This is a genomic window from Streptomyces sp. NBC_00190, assembly GCF_036203305.1.
Classification (GTDB): Bacteria; Actinomycetota; Actinomycetes; order Streptomycetales; family Streptomycetaceae; genus Streptomyces.
Map to the genome: position 1 here is coordinate 7,729,487 of NZ_CP108131.1, position 18,827 is coordinate 7,748,313.

At 73.3% G+C, this 18,827-nt stretch carries 16 protein-coding genes; 9 read left to right on the forward strand and 7 right to left on the reverse strand.

Annotation, left to right across the window (positions count from 1 at the left end; translation table 11 throughout):
- Positions 1-6: 6 nt before the first annotated feature.
- Together OG429_RS35825 and OG429_RS35830 are read left to right on the forward strand one after the other, a co-directional pair.
- Positions 7-2,127, forward strand: a complete 2,121-nt coding sequence (locus OG429_RS35825) for a xanthine dehydrogenase family protein molybdopterin-binding subunit (protein ID WP_328929417.1) — start codon at positions 7-9, stop codon at positions 2,125-2,127.
- 100 nt (positions 2,128-2,227) lie between these two features.
- Positions 2,228-4,312: a SpoIIE family protein phosphatase gene (locus tag OG429_RS35830; protein WP_328929418.1), complete on the forward strand. Its 2,085-nt coding sequence runs from the start codon at positions 2,228-2,230 to the stop codon at positions 4,310-4,312.
- Here OG429_RS35830 and OG429_RS35835 read toward each other — a convergent pair.
- Both OG429_RS35835 and OG429_RS35840 read right to left on the reverse strand, forming a co-directional pair.
- Entirely contained in the window at positions 4,287-5,657 is a 1,371-nt protein-coding gene (locus tag OG429_RS35835; protein WP_328929419.1) for an MFS transporter, read from the reverse strand. The two genes, OG429_RS35830 and OG429_RS35835, sit on opposite strands and share 26 nt — an antisense overlap.
- Positions 5,658-5,800: 143 nt before the next feature.
- Complete coding sequence (locus OG429_RS35840) at positions 5,801-6,157, reverse strand: ArsR/SmtB family transcription factor (protein ID WP_328929420.1); 357 nt, start codon at positions 6,155-6,157, stop codon at positions 5,801-5,803.
- Positions 6,158-6,301: 144 nt separating this feature from the next.
- Here OG429_RS35840 and OG429_RS35845 point away from each other — a divergent pair, with 144 nt between their 5' ends.
- Complete coding sequence (locus tag OG429_RS35845; protein ID WP_328929421.1) at positions 6,302-6,838, forward strand: DoxX family protein; 537 nt, start codon at positions 6,302-6,304, stop codon at positions 6,836-6,838.
- 30 nt (positions 6,839-6,868) lie between these two features.
- On the opposite strand, the gene OG429_RS35850 is transcribed toward OG429_RS35845, so the two are convergent.
- Positions 6,869-7,453: a helix-turn-helix domain-containing protein gene (locus tag OG429_RS35850; protein ID WP_328929422.1), complete on the reverse strand. Its 585-nt coding sequence runs from the start codon at positions 7,451-7,453 to the stop codon at positions 6,869-6,871.
- Between the two features lie 77 nt (positions 7,454-7,530).
- Here OG429_RS35850 and OG429_RS35855 point away from each other — a divergent pair, with 77 nt between their 5' ends.
- Entirely contained in the window at positions 7,531-9,018 is a 1,488-nt protein-coding gene (locus OG429_RS35855) for an MFS transporter (RefSeq protein ID WP_328929423.1), read from the forward strand.
- 25 nt (positions 9,019-9,043) lie between these two features.
- On the opposite strand, the gene OG429_RS35860 is transcribed toward OG429_RS35855, so the two are convergent.
- The 3 genes from OG429_RS35860 to fusA form a co-directional block, all read right to left on the reverse strand.
- Complete coding sequence (locus OG429_RS35860; RefSeq protein ID WP_328929424.1) at positions 9,044-9,787, reverse strand: polysaccharide deacetylase family protein; 744 nt, start codon at positions 9,785-9,787, stop codon at positions 9,044-9,046.
- Positions 9,788-9,871: 84 nt separating this feature from the next.
- Entirely contained in the window at positions 9,872-10,420 is a 549-nt protein-coding gene (locus tag OG429_RS35865; protein ID WP_328929425.1) for an FABP family protein, read from the reverse strand.
- A 326-nt stretch (positions 10,421-10,746) separates the two neighbouring features.
- Positions 10,747-12,825 carry an elongation factor G gene (gene fusA, locus OG429_RS35870; RefSeq protein ID WP_328929426.1) on the reverse strand — a complete coding sequence of 693 codons (2,079 nt, stop codon included), beginning with the start codon at positions 12,823-12,825 and terminating at the stop codon, positions 10,747-10,749.
- Positions 12,826-13,300: 475 nt separating this feature from the next.
- On the opposite strand from fusA, the gene OG429_RS35875 reads away from it, so the two are divergent.
- From OG429_RS35875 to OG429_RS35890, 4 genes are all read left to right on the forward strand, one after another.
- Positions 13,301-13,657, forward strand: coding sequence for a hypothetical protein (locus OG429_RS35875; RefSeq protein WP_328929427.1), 357 nt, complete (start codon positions 13,301-13,303; stop codon positions 13,655-13,657).
- Between the two features lie 178 nt (positions 13,658-13,835).
- A complete protein-coding gene (locus OG429_RS35880) occupies positions 13,836-14,789 on the forward strand; it encodes an NmrA/HSCARG family protein (RefSeq protein ID WP_328929428.1) in 954 nt (317 codons plus the stop codon).
- 105 nt (positions 14,790-14,894) lie between these two features.
- Positions 14,895-15,827 carry a MerR family transcriptional regulator gene (locus OG429_RS35885; protein WP_328929429.1) on the forward strand — a complete coding sequence of 311 codons (933 nt, stop codon included), beginning with the start codon at positions 14,895-14,897 and terminating at the stop codon, positions 15,825-15,827.
- A gap of 117 nt (positions 15,828-15,944) precedes the next feature.
- On the forward strand, positions 15,945-17,834 hold the full coding sequence (locus OG429_RS35890) for a potassium channel family protein (protein WP_328930527.1): 1,890 nt from the start codon (positions 15,945-15,947) through the stop codon (positions 17,832-17,834).
- A gap of 48 nt (positions 17,835-17,882) precedes the next feature.
- Here the strand turns inward: OG429_RS35890 and OG429_RS35895 are convergent, their stop codons facing one another.
- Positions 17,883-18,038 (reverse strand): DUF6131 family protein, encoded by a 156-nt coding sequence (locus tag OG429_RS35895; RefSeq protein ID WP_328930528.1) that lies wholly within the window; start codon positions 18,036-18,038, stop codon positions 17,883-17,885.
- Between the two features lie 213 nt (positions 18,039-18,251).
- Between OG429_RS35895 and OG429_RS35900 the strand changes: the two genes are divergently transcribed.
- Complete coding sequence (locus OG429_RS35900; protein WP_328929430.1) at positions 18,252-18,779, forward strand: hypothetical protein; 528 nt, start codon at positions 18,252-18,254, stop codon at positions 18,777-18,779.
- Positions 18,780-18,827: the final 48 nt, after the last annotated feature.

An 18,827-nucleotide genomic window follows, 5' to 3' on the forward strand; every position in this document is an offset into this window, starting at 1 on the left:
GCAGGAATGTGCCCCGACCGTCCCGACCGCGCCGCCCCCGCCCTCGGTACCCCCGCAGCCCGGACCGAGGGGCCCCAGAAGGTCACGGGCGCCGCGCACTACGCCACCGACCGCACCCCGCCCGGTCTCGTCTACGCCTGGCCCGTGCCCGCCACCGTGCCCCGCGGCCGCGTCACCGCCGTGGACACCGGCCCCGGCCTGGCGCTCCCGGGTGTGCTGGGCGTCCTCACCCCGTACGACGCGCCCCGTCTGGGAACCTCGGACGACCCCACCCTCCAGGTGCTCCAGAACACCGAAGTCCCGCACCGCGGCTGGTACGTGGCCCTGGCCGTCGCCGAGACCCCCGAGGCGGCGCGGGCCGCCGCGGAAGCGGTACGGATCACCTACGCGACCGAGGCACACGACGTCGGCCTGCGCACCGACCACCCCGAGGCCTACGCGCCCGAGGAGGTCAACGCCGGGTACCCCGGCCTGCGGGAACGGGGCGACCCGGACGCGGCCCTCGCCGCCGCCCCCGTACGCGTCGACTGCTTCTACACCGTGCCGCCCCTGCACAACCACCCCATGGAACCGCACGCCGCCACCGCCCGATGGGACGTCGTGGACGGCCGTGAGCACCTGACCGTCCACGACTCCAGCCAGGGCGCTGGGGCGGTTCGGACGGCGCTGGCCTCGCTGTTCGGCCTGCCCGAGGAGGACATCACGGTCGTCAGCGAGCACGTCGGCGGAGGCTTCGGTTCCAAGGGCACCCCCCGCCCCCACGTGGTGCTGGCCGTCATGGCCGCCCGCCACGTCGGACGCCCCGTCGTACTCGCCCTGCCCCGGCGCCACCTGGCCGCCGTGGTCGGGCACCGTGCGGAAACCCTCCACGAGATCAGCCTGGGTGCCCGCACCGACGGCACCCTGACCGCGCTCACCCACGAAATCACCACGTACACCTCCAGGGTCCGGGAGTTCGTGGAGCAGGCGGCCGTCCCCGCCCGCGTCATGTACGCCGTACCGGACAGCCGCACCGCCCACCGGGCCGTAGCCCTGGACGTCCCCACGCCGTCGTGGATGCGCGCCCCGGGGGAGGCGCCCGGCATGTACGCCCTGGAGTCGGCCATGGACGAGCTGGCCGAAGCGCTGGGGGTAGACCCCGTCGAGCTGCGCATCCGCAACGAGCCCGCGAGCGAACCCGACACCGGCCGGCCCTTCAGCAGCCGGCACCTCGTGGACTGCCTGCGCGAGGGCGCGGCCCGCTTCGGCTGGGCCGCATCGCGTACGCCGCGCAGGGAAGGGCCGTTCCTCCGGGGCACCGGGGTGGCCTCCGCCACCTACCCCGTCTACATCGCGCCGTCGGCCGCCCGGGCCCACGCCCGGCCCGACGGGAGCCACCTCGTCGAGATCAACGCCACCGACATCGGGACGGGCGCCCGTACCGTCCTCGCCCAGGTAGCGGCCGACGCCCTCGCCGTCCCGCTGGATTCCGTGACGGTGGCCATCGGCAGCACCGACCTGCCACCGGCCATGCTCGCCGGCGGATCCGCCGGAACGGCTTCCTGGGGGTGGGCGGTGCACGAGGCCTGCACCGCGCTGGCCGCCCGCCTGGCGGGCCTGCGGCACGGCGTGCCCGCCGAGGGGCTGTCGGAGACGGCCGACACCACGCAAGCGGTCCGGCAGGAGCAGCCGTACGCCCGCCACGCGTTCGGTGCCCACTTCGCCGACGTCCAGGTCGATACGGTCACCGGAGAGGTACGCGTACGCCGTCTGCTCGGTGTCTTCGCCGCCGGGCGCATCCTGAACCCGGTGACGGCGCGCTCCCAGTTCACCGGCGCGATGGTCATGGGCATCGGGATGGCACTGACGGAACGGAGTACGGCCGACCCCGTCCTCGGCGGCTTCGTCGAAGCCGACCTCGCGGCCTACCACGTGCCGGTCCACGCGGACGTGCCCGACATCGAGGTGCACTGGATCGACGAGCACGACGAACACCTCAACCCGATGGGCAGCAAGGGAATCGGCGAGATCGGCATCGTCGGCACGGCGGCCGCGATCGGCAACGCCGTGTGCCATGCCACCGGGAAACGCCTGCGCGACCTCCCCCTGACCCCGGACCGGGTCCTGCCGGCCCTGGAGGGCTTGTAGGCCGTACGGCCCACACCGTCCCCGCCCCCGGCGCCCGCCCGGACGCTGCGCGGTCGATTTGGAGGGACGATGAAAGCCAGCCGGGAAGGGAGCGCCGTTGATGGATGCGACCGATGCCTTCGCGACGGGCGGCGCAAGGCGCGCCGAGGCCGGGGTTTCCCCGCCGAGCGGGCTGCTCGACGTCCTGAACGTCGCGGCGGTCGTCCTCGACGCCGAGGGGCGGGTCGCCCTGTGGAGCCCGCAGGCCGAGCAGCTGTTCGGGTGGCCGGCCGAGGAGGCCCTCGGACGGCCCGCCGCCCGCCTGCTGGCGTCCGAGGACCACGTGGACCTGGTCGTGGAACTGTTCGCGCGGGTCATGGGCGGCGCGGGTGACTGGGCCGGAGCGTTCCCCGTACGGCACAAGGACGGCAGCACGCGCCTGGTCGAGTTTCGCAACATGCGGCTCCTGGACGAGCGCGGAGACCTGTACGCCCTCGGGATCGCCACGGACCGCACACGGCTGCGGCAGCTGGAGCGGGACCTGGCCCTCTCCGCCCGTCTGGTGGCCCAGTCCCCGATCGGGCTGGCGGTCCTGGACACCGACCTGCGCTACGTCCTGGTCAATCCGTCGCTGGAGCGCATCAACGGGCTCCCCGCCTCCGAGCACATCGGACGGGGTGTCCGCGAGGCCCTGTCCTTCCTCGACGACGCGGCCGCCGTCGAGGCGGCGATGCGCCAGGTCCTGGCCACGGGCACGCCACTGGTCGAGCAGTTCACCGCCGGACACACCCACGGCGATCAGCATCATGAACACGCCTGGTCGGTGTCGTACTACCGGCTGGAGGACGCCACCGGGCGGGTGCTGGGCCTGGCGACCTCCGTGGTGGACGTCACCCAGAGCCACCTGGCGGCCAAAGAGATCGCCCGCAGCCGACGCCGCCTCGCCCTGATCGCGGACGCGACGGTGCGCATCGGCACCACCCTCGACCTGGATCAGACCGCCCGCGAACTCGCCGAGGTCGTCGTGCCCGAACTGGCCGACATCGCCGCGGTCGACATCCTCGACTCCGTCCTCGAAGGCCGGCCGAGCCTGAAGTCCTCCGCCCACGAACCGGCGGTGTTCCGGGCCCTGGCCGTGGCCTCCGCCTATCCCAGCGAAGCCGTCCGCGCAGCGGACCCCCCGGGCGACATCGCCCGGTACGCGGCGGACCGCCTGGTCACCCGGTCCGTGACGACCGGCCACCCGGTACTGGTGGCGCACGTGCACGCACACGACATCTCGCGCATCGCCCGGGACGACGACGCGGCCGCCCTGCTGGCCCGCGCCGGCCTGCGCTCCTACCTGGCCGTGCCGCTCATCGCCCGCGGCGAGGTGCTCGGCGCCCTCGACCTCAAACGCACCCGCAACCCGCTGCCGTTCAACGACGACGACATCATCCTGGCGGGCGAACTGGCCGCCCGCGCCGCCGTGTGCATCGACAACGCCCGCTGGTACCGCAACGCGCACCACACCGCCCTCGCCCTCCAGCACCACCTGCTCCCGCACCACCCGCCGCCCACCCCCGGCCTGGAGGTCGCCTACCGCTACCGGCCGGCCGCGGCCACCAGCGAGATCGGCGGTGACTGGTTCGACGCCATCGCCCAGCCGGACGACACCACCGTCCTCGTCGTCGGAGACGTCATGGGCAGCGGGATCAACGCCGCCGCGGGCATGGGACAGCTGCGCACCGCCACCCGCACCCTCGCGGAACTGGCCCTCGAACCCACCCGCGTACTCGAACAGCTGGACCGCACCACCAGCGCCCTGGAGGAGACCATCGCGACGTGCGTCTACGCCGTCTACGACCCCCACCGCGCGCAGTGCCGCATCGCCGTCGCCGGACACCTGCCCCCGGTCCTCATCCGTTCCGGCCGGGCCCCCCAGCTGCTCGACCTGCCCACCGGGACCCCGCTGGGCGTGGGCGGCATCCCCTTCGAGGCCACCTCCGTGCGGATGGAGCCCGGCGACCAGCTGGTCCTGTACACCGACGGCCTGGTCGAGACCCGGGACCAGCCCATCGACGAGCGCCTCGGCCTCCTCCTGGAGCTGCTCGCCGACACCAGCCGCCCGCTGGAGGAGACCTGCGACAGGCTCCTGGACACGCTGCGCCGACCGGATGACCACGACGACGTCGCCCTGGTCATCGCCCGCGCGAAACCGCTGTGAGACCGGTGGCCGGCCAGTGGTGGTGGTGCTGGTCGATGACGTAGTGGTGACCGTGCCGCCAGCCGCCCGCCGCGGGGCGGGCGTCGGCCAGGTGGGGGTGGCCGGGAGGCAGGTCGGGGTGGACGTGTTCGAGCCGGGACGGGTCGCGGGCGGGCCACAGGGCGGCGGCGGCCGCGGCGGCGGCCAGGGAGACGGCGCCGAGGACCATCGCGGTCACCGGAAGCCCGGCTCCGGCGGCGAGCCAGCCGGCCAGGGGGTACGTCAGCAGCCAGCAGCCGTGGGAGAGGGAGAACTGCGCGGCGAACGCGGCGGGCAGGTCCGCGTCGGCGGTGGAGCGGCGGATCACGCGGCCGCCGGGGGTCAGTACGGCGGAACAGGCGGCGCCGATCAAGGCCCAGAGCAGCAGGATCGCGGTCCATGACCAGGCGGCCGGTGACGTCGAGGTGACGGCGGCGACGGCGGCCAGGACCACCGGCAGGGCGAGGGCGGCCGGGAGCATCAGGGCGCGGTCGGGGACGCGGCTCAGCAGGCGCGGCAGCAGCAGCGCGGTCAGCGCGGATCCCGCGCCGTAGGCGCCGAGGGCGAGGGAGACGGCGCCCGCGGGGCGGCCGAAGTGGTCCCGTACCAGGACGACCGTGTCGACGAAGACGATGGCTCCGGCGGCAGCCACCGCGAGGTCGAGGGCGAGCAGGGCCCGCAGGCGGGGTGTCGCCCGGAACAGGTGGGCTCCGAAGGCGGCCTTGGCGTAGGCGCCCGCGGTGCGCTCGACGGGCGCGGGCCGGGGCAGCACGGTGGCCAGGACGAGGGCCGCGGAGGCGGCGAAGCCGATGGTGGTCCCGGCGAACAGCCAGCCGTAGGAGACCAGGGTCAGCAGGGCCGCGGCCAGCGCCGGGCTGAACAGGCTCTCCAGGTCGTAGGCGAGCCGGGACATGGACAGGGCCCGGGTGTAGTCGCGCTCGGCGGGCAGCACCTCGGGGACGGTCGCCTGGAAGACGGGCGTGAAGGCCGCCGAGGCCGCCTGGAGCAGGAAGATCAGCAGGTAGATCTCCCAGACCTCGGTGACGAAGGGCAGGGCCGCGGCGACCGCGGCCCGGGTCAGGTCCGTCGCCACCATCAGGGTGCGGCGCGGGATCCGGTCGGCGACCGCGCCGACGAGCGGGGCGATGGCGACGTAGGCGGTCATCTTGATCGCCAAGGCCGTCCCGAGCACCGCCGAGGCGTCGTTCCCGGCGATGTCGTACGCGAGCAGGCTGAGCGCGACGGTCGCGAGCCCGGTGCCGACCAGGGCGACGGCCTGGGCGGTGAACAGGCGCCGGTAGGTGCGATTGCGCAGTACGGACAGCATCGGTCCCGTCCCGGGTCGGGTCGGCGGCGTGGGGAGTCCCCTGACCCCACCACCATAACCAACATGTGCGTACCTGTGCACATGTCGGTTACGGGACCGGCGCGCGGTCGGTCGGCGAGCCGGTCGTGCGTCCGGCCGTGCGGTCAGTCGTGCGGCGGAAGGGAGCGCAGCTGGTGGTCGGCGACGCTCAGGGCCTCGTCCACCAGACGCCGCAGATGCCCGTGGCGCAGGGCGTAGACCACGCGGCGGCCGTCCTTGCGGCTGGTGACGAGCCCGGCGAGGCGGAGCTTGGCGAGGTGCTGGCTCACGGAGGGCCGGGCGGCCCCGCAGGCCTCGGTGAGCGTGCCGACATCGGCCTCGCCGCGCCCGAGCTCGTCCAGCAGCGCCAGACGGGTGGCGTCGGCGAGCAGCGCGAGGACGGACACGGCGACCGCGAGGCGCTCGCCCTGATCCTGCTCCTGCGAGCTCTCTGCACCTGCCAGGTGCGTGCTTGCGCTCATGCGCACATGGTAGGCGGGCCCGTAGGCCCGTACGGAGGATCTCAGGGCGGATGCGGGGGCGGTGGCGCCCGGAGCGGATACGGATGGGGTGCGTATCGCCGTGTGCGCCGTGTGCGCAGCCACCCATCCGCGAGGAGACCCCCGATGAGCCGCATCAACCGACGTGACCTTGGCCTGCTGGCGCTGCGGGCCGGTACCGGCGCGGTGCTGATGGCGCACGGCACGCAGAAGCTCTTCGGGTGGTTCGGCGGCGCGGGTCTGGAGGGAACGGCGGCCGCGATGGAGCACATGGGTTTCAGGCCCGGGCGGGAGAGCGCGATCGCGGCCGGTCTGGGTGAGGCCGGCGGTGGGGCGCTGCTGGTCCTGGGTCTGGCCACGCCGGCTGCCGGCGCCGCGGCGGCCGGAGCCATGGCGGGCGCCGTGTCCGTACACGCGCCCGCCGGGTTCTTCAACCAGGGCGGCGGGTTCGAGTACCCCGCGTTCCTCGGGTTCACCGCGGCCGCCGTCGGCCTCGCCGGACCGGGCCGCTACTCCGTCGACCACGCCACCGGACACTGCTTCGACCGGCGGTGGACGGTCGCGCTGGCCTTCGCGGCCAGCGCGATCGCTGCCGCCGCGGTGGTCGCCCGACGCGCCGGGGCGCAGCAGGGCGCCGCCCCGGAGGCTGCTGACGAAGAATGAGCGGCTCGATCCGGTCCGGATGCCGGGGTGTCAGGCGCGGGGCTTGGCGCGGACGTGCATGCGCTCGCCCTGTCTCCCGAAGAGGCTGAGGATCTCGACGGGCCGCCCGTCCGCGCTGCTGAACCAGTGGGGCACCCGGGTGTCGAACTCGGCGGCCTCACCGGGGCCGAGGACCAGGTCGTGCTCGGCGAGGACGATGCGCAGCCGGCCGTCCAGCACGTACAGCCACTCGTAGCCCTCGTGCGCACGGAGTTCCGGCTCGCCGCCCCGGTCATTGATGATCATCTTGTATGCCTGGAGGGGGCCCGTGCTCCGGGTGAGGGGGAGGAACGTACCGCCCCTCGGCAGGGTGCCGGGTGTCAGCCTGACCCGGGGATCCCCCACCTCGGGGGCGCCGACGAGGTCGTCCAGGGGTACGTGGTAGGCGCCTGCGAGCGGCAGCAGCAGCTCCAGGCTCGGGCGGCGCTGACCGGATTCCAGCCGGGAAAGGGTGCTCTTGGAGATGCCGGTCGCCTCGGAGAGCGCGGCCAGGGTGAGCCCGCGCTGGGCGCGCAGCCGCTTGAGCCGGGGGGCGACCTCGTCGAGGACCGCCTGGTACGGCGGTGGTGTGTCCATGGGGGCATTCCACTCCGCCGTCCCGGAATCGGCAACAAAGTTTGCCGCCACCGTCCGGCGGGCGCACCCTCCTGCGCATGAGCCCACACAGCGATTCCGGCCACGGCCGCCACAGCACCGACCACATCCGCAGCGTACGAAAGGAGGAGGCCGCAGCCGCAAGTACCCCGGGGACGCCCGCCGTTCGGTGGGCGCTCGCCGGACTCTCCCTGTCCATGCTGCTGTCCTCGCTCGGCACCAGCATCGCCAACGTCGGCCTGCCGGCCCTGGCGCAGGTGTTCACCGCCTCCTTCCAGCAGGTCCAGTGGATCGTCCTCGCCTACCTCCTCGCCATCACCACCCTCATCGTCAGCGTCGGACGCCTCGGCGACATCGTCGGCCGCCGGCGGCTTCTGCTGGCCGGGATATCCCTGTTCACGGCCGCCTCGGTGCTGTGCGGTCTCGCGCCCACCCTGTGGTGGCTGATCGTCGCCCGCGCGGTGCAGGGCCTCGGAGCGGCCGTCATGATGGCCCTCACCATGGCCTTCGTCGGCGAGACGGTGCCGAAGGCGAGGACCGGCAGCGCCATGGGGCTGCTCGGGACGATGTCCGCGATCGGTACCGCCCTCGGTCCCTCGCTGGGCGGCGCCCTGATCTCCGGCCCCGGCTGGCGGGCGATCTTCCTCGTGAACGCGCCGCTCGGCATCCTGACCCTGCTCCTCGCCCACCGCCACCTGCCCGTCGACGGGCGGGATCCCAAGAAGGACCGGGCGGGCTTCGACCACCTGGGCACGCTGCTGCTCGCCCTGACGCTCGCGGCCTACGCACTCGCCATGACCCTGGGGCGCGGCGGTTTCGGCCCGCTCAACACGGCTCTGCTGCTGGCTGCCGCCCTGGGAGCGGGTCTCTTCGTACGCGTCGAGGCGCGAGCCGCGTCACCGCTGATCCGGCCGGCGGTCTTCCGTGAGCCGGCGCTGAGCGCGAGCCTCGCCACGAGCACGCTCGTTTCGACGGTGATGATGGCGACGCTGGTGGTCGGGCCGTTCTACCTCTCCCGAACGCTGGGCCTCGGCGAGGCCATGGTCGGGCTCGTCCTGTCCGCCGGCCCGCTGGTGGCCGCGCTGACCGGTGTGCCGGCCGGCCGCATCGCGGACCGTTTCGGTGCGGTGCGCATGACCCTCGCCGGGCTCACCGCCATGACGGCCGGCTGCCTGCTGCTGTCCGTGATCCCGGCGACGCTCGGCGTCCTCGGCTACGTGGCCCCCCTCGCGGTCGTCACCGCCGGCTACGCGGTGTTCCAGACGGCCAACAACACGGCCGTCATGGCGGATGTCCGCCCGGACCGGCGGGGTGTCGTCTCCGGCATGCTCAACCTGTCGCGCAATCTCGGGCTCATCACCGGCGCCTCGGTCATGGGCGCCGTGTTCGCGCTCGCCTCGGCGACCACCGACGTGGCGACGGGACGCCCCGAGGCCGTTGCCACCGGTATGCGGATCACGTTCGCGGTCGCGGCGGCCCTGATCGTCGCCGCCCTCGCCATCGCGGCGGGAAGCCGGGCCCTCACGCGACGCGACGCCGGTGAATGACCGCTGAACGACGGCGCGTTCGCCGTCAGGGAGCGGCCGCCTCCGTGAGGAACCGACGGAGGTCGATGATCTCGTACTCGTCGTCCTGAGCCGCGTCGATGATCCGGGGCAGCGCCTGGGCGTCGATGACGACGCCGTCGCCGGTACTGCCCACGTGCATCTGGATGATCGCGCCGGGGCAGAGGGCGTCCACGGCCCGCGCCACCGCCTCGTCCACGGTCATGCCGCCCGCCGGGCCGAGATACCCCTTGGTGTCCTGGGTGAACTCGATGGCCGCGTAGCCGAGGTCGTTGACGTCGGCCACGCAGTCCGCGGTGGTCGCGCTGTAGGGGAAGCGGAAGAGGGGCAGGGGCTCGGCCCCGGATGCCCTGCGGATCGCCGCGTCGGCGCGGCGCACCTCGTCCGCCCGGTCCGCGGCGCTCAGGTCGGCGAAGTAGGGGTGGCTGTACGAGTGGTTGCCCAGGCCGTGCGACGCCGCCATGGCGCGCACCGCCGCGGGGTGGGCATCGGCGAAGCGGCCGGTCGGGAAGAACGTGGCCGGCACCTTCCGGCGCCGCAGTTCGCCCAGGACGGTGTCGATCCCGCTCTCGTCCCATGCGGCGTTGAAGGTGAGGGCCACGACCCTGCGGGCGGTGGGCAGCCGGCGGATCTCGCTGCCGAGCAGCGCCGTCGGCGGTCGCGGGCCCGCGCCCGCCGCCCGCGCGCCGGAACCCGGTGCGAGCCCGGCGGCCAGCAGCGCCGTCATCGCGGCCCGTCGTCCCACATGCACCGTCGACCCTCCCTCTCCGATGCCACGACTATGCGAGAGAGGGGAGCGGACCACGCTCGGACAGCGCCGGGCATCCGGGTGGTCTCAGGAAGAGGACGGGCGCCGGCGCAGGTGGGTCGTCAGGTGGTGCTGGAGGGGTTGGCCCACGGCCGCCATGTCGTGAGTGACCGTCATCTCCTCGCCCTGCAGCGCGTAGTGGCGCCGCGTGCCGGTGACCTCCTTGGCCAGGGGCGTCAGCGCCACGTCCTTGGTCTCGATCTCGATCTCCGTGGCGGACACCCGCCCCACGTACGTCTCGACGATGCCGGTGGGGTGGGCGAGCACGACTTCCAGGGACGCGTCGGGCGTCACCCGCCACCACCCGGCCTCGCGCCCCGCCGGGCGGACCGGGGTCCCGGACTCGTCGATCAGCCACGCGCGTGCCTCGTAGCGCAGGAAGGGGCGGCCGTCGTGGCTGAAGGTGATCTCCTGCTCGTACCGGAAGTCCTGCTCCAGGGTCGGGTACTCACCGCGGCCGCGACCGTGCCAGCGCCCCAGCAGGGGCAGTACGGGCCGCAGCAGCGGGTGCGGATCGGGGCCCTCACCGAGGACGTGGCTGTCGGGGTACGGATTGTCCTGCGGCGACTCGAACATGTGCACCTTGCCTGTCTGCGGATACCACCAGAGGTGCAGCCTAAGCGGCCTCGGGGAAGTGGGGTGCGTTTCCGCGTCGTCCGGTGCGGTGCATCGCAAGGCGGAGCAGTGCGGACGTCCCTTGTACTGGACGTCCCTTGTACTGGACGTACTCGGGTACTGCGACAACGCGGCGAGGTGCCGTGCCTGGGGGCACCTCCCAGCGGTAGCTGGGGGAGGCGCGGGGACGTGCCCCACTTCCCCGAGGCCGCTTAGGGCCCGGGCCGTGCGAGGCCCCGGACCGCCCCGCCCCCCCGTGGTGGGGGGCGGGGCGGCCGGTCCGGCGGTTACCGGGTCAGCAGGGCCGCCGCGACCGAGGCCGGGACCGGCGAGAGGCCGGCCGGGCGGGTGGTGAAGGCCCCCCGGCCCTGGGTGCGGCCGCGCAGCCGGGACGCGTAGCCGAACAGCTCGGCCAGTGGCACGGTCGCGCTGATCACCGCGGTGCCGGACCCGGAGGTGGATCCGCTGACCCGTCCGCGGCGGGCCGCGAGGTCACCGAGGACTCCGCCCACACCGTCCTGCGGGACGGTCACCGTGACCTCCACGACCGGCTCCAGCAGCTCCACCGTGCTGACGCGCAGCGCCTCGCGCAGCGCGAACCGGCCCGCCGCCCGGAACGCCATGTCAGAGGAGTCCTTGGAGTGGGTCGCCCCGTCGGTGAGCGTGACCCGGAGCCCCGTCACCGGGAAGCCCCCGAGGGGGCCCTCCGCGAGGGCGTCCCGGCAGCCCGCCTCCACGGCGCGCGCGTACTCCTGCGGCACGCGGCCGCCGACGACCGTCGACCGGAACTCGAAGCCCACCTCCTCCAGCGGCTCGACATCGATGACGACGTGCGCGAACTGGCCCGCGCCACCCTCCTGTTTGACATGCCGGTGGACCAGCCCGGTCACCCCGCGTACGACGGTCTCCCGGTAGGAGACCTGCGGCCGCCCGACGACGACCTCCACCCCGTGGCCGCTGCGGATCTTCTCCACCGCGACCTCCAGATGGAGTTCGCCCATCCCGGACAGCACGGTCTGCCCGGTTTCCGGGTCGGACCGCACCACCAGGGAGGGATCCTCCTCGGCGAGCCGCGCCAGCGCGGCCGAGAGGCGTCCGGTGTCGGAGCTGCGGCCGGCCTCGACCGCCACCGACACCACCGGATCGGCCACCGTGGGCGGTTCGAGGACCACGGGCGCGCCCGGCGCGCACAGGGTCGTGCCCGCCCGGGCGGCCTTCAGCCCGATCACCGCGACGATGTCACCGGCGACCGCCTCCTCCCGCTCCTCGTGGCGGTCGGCCTGCACCCGCAGGATCCGGCCGACCCGCTCCGTACGGCCCGTACCGGCGTCCAGCACGGACTCGCCCTTGCGGAGCGTGCCCGAGTAGACGCGCAGGTAGGTGAGCCGCCCGGTCGGTGTCGCCGTCACCTTGAAGGCGAGGGCCGCGAACGGCTCCGCCGGATCGGGTGCGCGCTCCTGCTCCGCGCCGTCGGCAGTGCCGCGTACCGGCGGCATGTCCGCGGGCGACGGCAGGTACGCCAGGACCGCGTCCAGCAGCGGCTCGACACCGCGGTTGCGGTACGCCGAACCGCACAGCACCACCACGCCGTCCCCACGGAGCGTCAGCTCCCGCAGGGCGCGGGCCAGGGTCTGCCCGGTCAGTGCCGATGTCGCGCAGAACTCCTCCAGGGCGTCCGCGTGGAGCTCGGCCACCGTCTCCTCCAGGAGTCGGCGGCGCCGCTGTGCCTCCTCACGCAGCGGCTCGGGCACCGGCCCCGTCTCGTACGAGTCGTGGCCGGAGCGCCAGAGCAGCGAGCGCATTTCCAGCAGGTCGACGACGCCGGTGAAGGCGTCCTCCGTCCCGATGGGCAGCTGGACCACAAGGGGAACCGCGCCCAGCCGCTCCCGGATCGAGGCGACGGCCGTGTCGAGGTCGGCGCCCGCCCGGTCCAGCTTGTTGACGAAGGCGATCCGCGGCACACCGTGCCGGTCCGCCTGCCGCCACACCGACTCGCTCTGCGGCTCGACCCCGGCGACGGCGTCGAACACCGCGACCGCCCCGTCCAGCACCCGCAGGGACCGTTCGACCTCGTCGGAGAAGTCGACGTGGCCCGGGGTGTCGATCAGGTTGACGCGATGTCCGTCCCAGGTGCAGCTGACGGCCGCGGCGAAGATGGTGATACCGCGGTCGCGTTCCTGGGCGTCGAAGTCGGTGACGGTCGTGCCGTCGTGCACCTCGCCACGCTTGTGGATGGCACCGGTCGTGAACAGGATGCGTTCGGTGATCGTGGTCTTGCCGGCGTCGACGTGGGCGAGGATGCCCAAGTTGCGGACGGTGGTGGTGGCGGGGGAAGTCGTGGCGAGAGGTCGCCGGTTGGTGCGCATGGCCCGAGGCCTTTCGAATGATTCGAAGATGAGGAAGAGGGCAGCGCGATTCCCGGACGCGGTCCCGCCCCGCTCCGCCCCGCGCGGCTGCGCCGCCGCCCTGCCCGGCACACGGTCCGGGGAGGCGTCGTAAGGGAAGCGGGGGGAAGGGGAAGGAAACTAACAGTGCGTCACGGGCATACGGTGACGGCCGCGCAGCCGGCACCGCGCGCCGTGAGACACCGGGATCACGTCGTACCGGGACGGGGGAGCGACGGCGGCTGCGGTGCGGTTGGTGCACATGGCCCGGCTCCCCTTCTCTTCACTCGGCATGAGGCGTACGACGCCGCCCTGCCGGCGGCGCGTACGGCGAGTGTAGTGAGCCGTCCGGCCGAGGGCATGGCATTTTCCGGGGCCCCGGAAGGTGCGCCGGTATCCCTGTAAATGGGCATACTCCGGGTAGGTGGACCAGATCCTCGACCGGAAGGGGTGTGACATGGCACGGCTGTGCGTCGACGGCGACGATCTGGTGGTCCGCCTTGCGTGGTGGGAGAGGCCGGCGGCCCGACGCGGTGACGTACGCGTCCCGCTGACGAGTCTGACCCAGGTGGAGGTCACGCCGGACTGGTGGCGCGCCCTGCGCGGCGTGCGGGCGCAGGGCACGCTCATTCCCGGCGCGCTGTGCCTGGGGAGGTGGCGGCACGCCACGGGCGAGGACTTCGTGGCGATCCGGCGCACGCATCCGGACGTCGTCCTCGTCGAGCTGTCGCCGCCGTCGCCCTTCACCCGGATCACCGTCAGTGGCCCCCACTCCGACCGCGTGGCCGCGACCGTGCGGGAGGCCATGGCATGACCGAGGGCCCGGGGGTGATGGATTCCCCGGGCCCTGGGCCGCGTACACCGCGGGGGACGCGGGTGTGTATCTGCGACACCCAGAGAAACGATCCGCCACGCCGGGGGTTACGGGGTCACGCCGCCGGATCAGCGTGGCGTGACGATCCGGAAGCGGAGAGTGTGCGAAGAAGAGGGTCATGGGCGAGAAGAAGACGATCACGGTGTTCGGCGCGACCGGCTCGCAGGGCGGTGGCCTGGTGCGGGCGATCCTGGCGGACCGGGAGAGCGAGTTCGCGATCCGGGCGGTGACCCGTCATACGGACTCCGAGAAGGCCCGGGAGCTGGAGCGGCTCGGGGTGGAGGTGGTCCAGGCCGACATGGACGACGAGGCGAGCCTGGCCCCCGCCTTCGAGCACGCGTACGGCGCCTACCTGGTCACCAACTTCTGGGAGCACATGTCCGCAGAGCGGGAGAAGGCCCAGGCGCTGGCGCTCGCCCGGGCCGCCTCGCACGCCGGGGTCCAGCACGCGATCTGGTCCACCCTGGAGGACACGCGCGACTGCATCCCGCTGGAGGACGCACGGATGCCCACGCTCCAGGAGCGCTACAAGGTGCCGCACTTCGACGGCAAGGCGGAGGCCGACCACTACTTCGCCGAGGAGGGCGTACCGACGACCTTCCTGCGCACCACGTTCTACTGGGAGAACCTGATCGGCACGTTCGCCCCGCAGCGGGCGGAGGACGGCGTGCTCCAGTTGGTGCTCCCGATGGGGGAGAGCAGGCTCTCCGGCATCGCGGTGGACGACATCGGCAAGACCGCCCTGGCCGTGTTCAAGCGCGACACCGACCTCATCGCCGCCACCGTGAGCATCGCCGGCGAACACCTCAAGGTCGCCGACATGGCGTCGGCGCTCTCGCAGGCCATCGGCGAGCCCGTTCGGTACCAGTCCGTCACGGCGGACGCCTTCCGGGCGCTGGGCTTCCCGGGCGCCGACGAGGCGGGGAACATGTTCCAGTTCTACGCCGACTGCGAGGCGCGCTTCACCGCGGCCCGCGACCTCACCGCCGTCCGCGACCTCAATCCCGCGCTCCAGGACTTCCGCACCTGGCTCGCCGCCCACGGTGACGCACTGCGCGCCGCGTGGAAGTGAGGCCCGTGGGCGCCGGGGTCCAGGAGTTGCGCGGATCTGCAACCGTGGAGGTCACAAGGCGTGAGGGGTTGAGTCTCCCGTAGGGGGAGACGAAAAGGTGGGGGCATGGACAGCGACGCGCTCTACTCCATCGGGGAACTGGCCCGGCGGACCGGCCTGACGGTGAAGACCGTCCGGTTCTACTCCGACGAGGGGATCGTGCCGCCGACCGACCGGAGCCCGGCGGGCTACCGGCTGTACGACGCCGACGCGTCGGCCCGGCTGGACCTGGCCCGGACGCTGCGCGAACTCGGGCTCGACCTGGGCACCGTACGGAAGGTACTGGACCGGGAGGTCTCCGTACCGGACGTCGCGCGGGCCCATGCCGACGCCCTGGACGTACAGATCCAGACCCTTCGCCTGCGCCGGGCTGTACTGCGTGCAGTCGCCCGACGCGGCGCCACCACCATGGAGTTGAAGCTCATGCACCGACTTGCCGCCCTCTCGGAAGCGGAACGGCACCGGCTGGTCACCGACTTCGTCGACGACACCTTCGGCGGCTTCGACGCCAACCCCGAATTCGTGGCCCTGATGCGATCGGCCATGCCCGTACTCCCCGAGGACCCCACGCCCGAACATGTCGAGGCCTGGGTGGAACTCGCCGAACTCTGCCAGGACACCGGCTTCCGTGAGGCCGTCCGCCGGATGGCCGCGTACCAGGCGGAAGAGCACTCCCAGGGCGACACCGGCGGCCTGCACCACGAACTCAACGAAGCGGTCCGCGAACGGATGGACGAGGCCCTCGCGGCCGGTGTCCTCCCCACCTCCGCCGAGGCGGTGCCGATCACGGACTCCCTGGCCGCGCTGTACGCCCACGCGTTCGAGCGTGCTGACGACGGTGACCTGCGTCGCTGGCTCCTGGCTCGCCTGGAGACCGCCGCCGACCCGCGCACCGGACGCTACTGGGAGCTCATCGCCACGATCAACGGCTGGCCGGTGTCGCCAGGCCTCGCCCCGGTGTTCACCTGGTTCACCACCGCCCTGAGCCGGTACCGGTGATCGGCGCCGGGGCCGGCTCGGGGCGGGGCCGACGGGGTCGGTGACGGGGGCGCAGGGCATTCTGAGCCGGTGCAGATTCCGCAGCAGGTTCTTCAAGTCCCGGCCACCGCAGGCCGGATGGTGGTGTGCGGTGACGACGGGCTGGCCCGCAGGCTGGCGGCCGAGCTCGGCGAGGTGTACGGGGAGCGGGTGACGCTGGTGGTGCCGACCGCGAGCGAGCCGCCGCTCGCCGTCGGCCGGCCCGCGTGGCGGGGGCGCTGGGGACGCGTCCCGTCGGCCAGGGCGCTGCGCGCGCCGGCGGGGGAGCCGGCCGCGGAGGGGCCGCAGGTCGTGGAGGCGGCGGAGCCGGACGAGGAGGTGCTGTCCGCCGCAGGGGTGGCCGGCGCCGCCGCGCTGGCGCTCGTCTACGAGGACGACGACAGGAACGTACGGGCCGCCCTCGTGGCCCGGCGGCTCAACCCGAGGCTCCGGCTGGTGATCCGGCTCTACAACCGCAAGCTCGGCCAGCACCTGGAGGACCTCCTGGACCAGGCGGCCATCGTCGCCGAACCGGGGCTCGATCCGCGCGAGCGGGACTCCGCCACGACCGTGCTGTCCGACGCCGACACGGCCGCGCCCGCCCTGGCCGCGAGCGCGGTCGCGGGGACGAGCAAGGTCGTCCAGGCGGACGGTCTGCTGCTGCGGGCGGTCGAGCGGATGCCTCCGGGCAGGGGCGAGACCGCCGATCCGGGCCTGTGCACCCTCGCGCTGCTGTCCGCGACCGCCACCGACCCGGCCGGCAGCGAGAGTTCCGTACTCGGCGGTGAACGCGGGCTCCAACTCCTGCCCGACGACCGCGCGGTGGCGGCCGCCACGGGACGCGGCACCGTGGCCCTGGAAGCGGTGGCCCACACGGGCCCGGCGCAGGCGGCGCCACGGCTCGGAGCGGCATCGCTGCCGGTGGCCTCGCTGTTCTCCCGGCGGCTGCGCTGGTCGCTGGGCGGCATCGTGGCGGCCGTGACCGCACTCGCCGTGGCGTCCTGGCTGACCACGGGCGACCACCCCCTGCACGCCGCGTACATCACCCTCCTCGACATCTTCGCGATCAACGATCCAGCGGTCGGGGCCCCCGCGCAGCGGCAGGTGCTGCAGATCCTGGCCGGATTCGTCGGCCTGCTCCTCCTGCCGGTGCTCGTGGCGGCCGCGCTCGAGGCGCTGGGGGCGTTCCGCACGGCCACCGTTCTGCGCCGGCCGCCCCGCGGGCTGTCCGGGCACGTGGTGCTGCTGGGGCTGGGCAAGATCGGCGCCCGGGTGCTGGCGCGGCTGCGCGAACTCGAGATCCCGGTGGTGTGCGTGGAGTCGGACCCGCAGGCCCGAGGCGTGGCACTCGCCCGCCGCCTGCGGGTGCCGGTGGTCGTCGGCGACGTCACCGACGAGGGCGTACTGGAGGCCGCCCGCGTCCATCGTGCGCACGCGCTGCTCGCCCTCACCAGCTCGGACACCACCAACCTGGAAGCCGCCCTGTACGCCCGCGGGGTCACACCCGACCTCCGGGTCGTCATGCGCCTGTACGAGGACGACTTCGCGACGGCCGTCTACCGCACCCTGCGCGTCGCCCACCCCGACGCCCTCACCCGCAGCCGCAGCGTCACCCATCTCGCCGCGCCCGCCTTCGCCGGGGCGATGATGGGCCGGCAGATCCTCGGAGCCATAGCGGTGGAACGCCGGGTGCTGCTCTTCGCCGTCGTCGACGTGGCGGGCCACCCGCAGCTGGAAGGCCGGACGATCACCGAGTCCTTCCGCCCGGGTGCCTGGCGGGTGATCGCCCTCGACACCGCCTCTCCCGAAGACCGCCGCCCCGACCTGGCGTCCCTCCCCCGCGAGGGAGCGGACCCCAGCCAGGGGCTGGTGTGGGACCTGCACCCCGGTTACGTCCTCAAGCCCGAGGACCGGGTCGTGCTGGCCGCCACCCGCCGCGGGCTGGCCGAGCTCCGAGCCCGCACCGGCGCACCTGCCGCACGGCCCTGACGGGGCCGTGCGGCAGGTGCGCCGGTCGGCGGGGGAGGAGCGGCGCTGCTAGTAGTAGTGGCGCCTGCCTCCGACCGAGTGGCCGACGGCTCCCAGAATCCACAGGACGACGCCGACGACGAGCAGGATGACCCCGATGGTCCAGAGGATGGAGATACCGGTCAGGAAACCGATGATCAGCAGGATGACGCCAAGGACGATCATGATGTTTTCTCCCATCTCGCATTCGGCTCCTGCCCCGTTTCTGCCGACGCATGCGCCGCTCCGGAATGCCGCCCACCCGCCCGTGTACGGCCCGTACCCGTCCCGCAGCCCGCTGTGCCCGCTCCGTGCGGCCGGGTCGGACGCACGTCTCGTGGCAGACTGCTGCCTTGATCACGAGGGCAACGGGCCCCGTGCACACGGGAATGGGATGAAGTGCGCAAGGCGAGGTGGGCGGCCGCGGCTGCCGGTGCGGTGCTGCTGGTTGCGGGTTGTGGCAGTGAAGGCGGTTCGGACAAGGCCAAGGAGGGAGCAGCTCCCGCGTCGGGCTCCTCCGCCCCGGCCAAGGCGGGGTCGTCCGGCGCCCTGGACGCCGCAGCGGTGAAGAAGGAGATCGAGGGCGCGGCCACGGCAGCCGGATTCGCCGAGAAGGCCGGGGACGACGTCCCGGCGGCCCTGAAGTCCTGCATGGTCTCCTGGGTCGCGGACACCAAGAAGGCCGCCGACTCCAAGAAGTCCTACGACGACACGGTCGCCGCCCTGACCAAGGGCGGATGGAAGGAATCGCGCACGCTCGACCAGCAGATCTCGGTCGTCAAGACGCTGGACAAGAGCGGCTGGAGCATGAAGGCCAGCCACCACGGCAAGGCGGGCGCCATGCTGATGGTCTCGTTCATCGCCACGGACACCGGCCCGGCCTGCGAGAAGCTGTTCCAGGAAGACCTGGCGAAGAACAAGCAGTAGGCGCCGGCACCGGGGCCGGAGGCGTGAGCTCTTGCTCGTGGCCCTGGC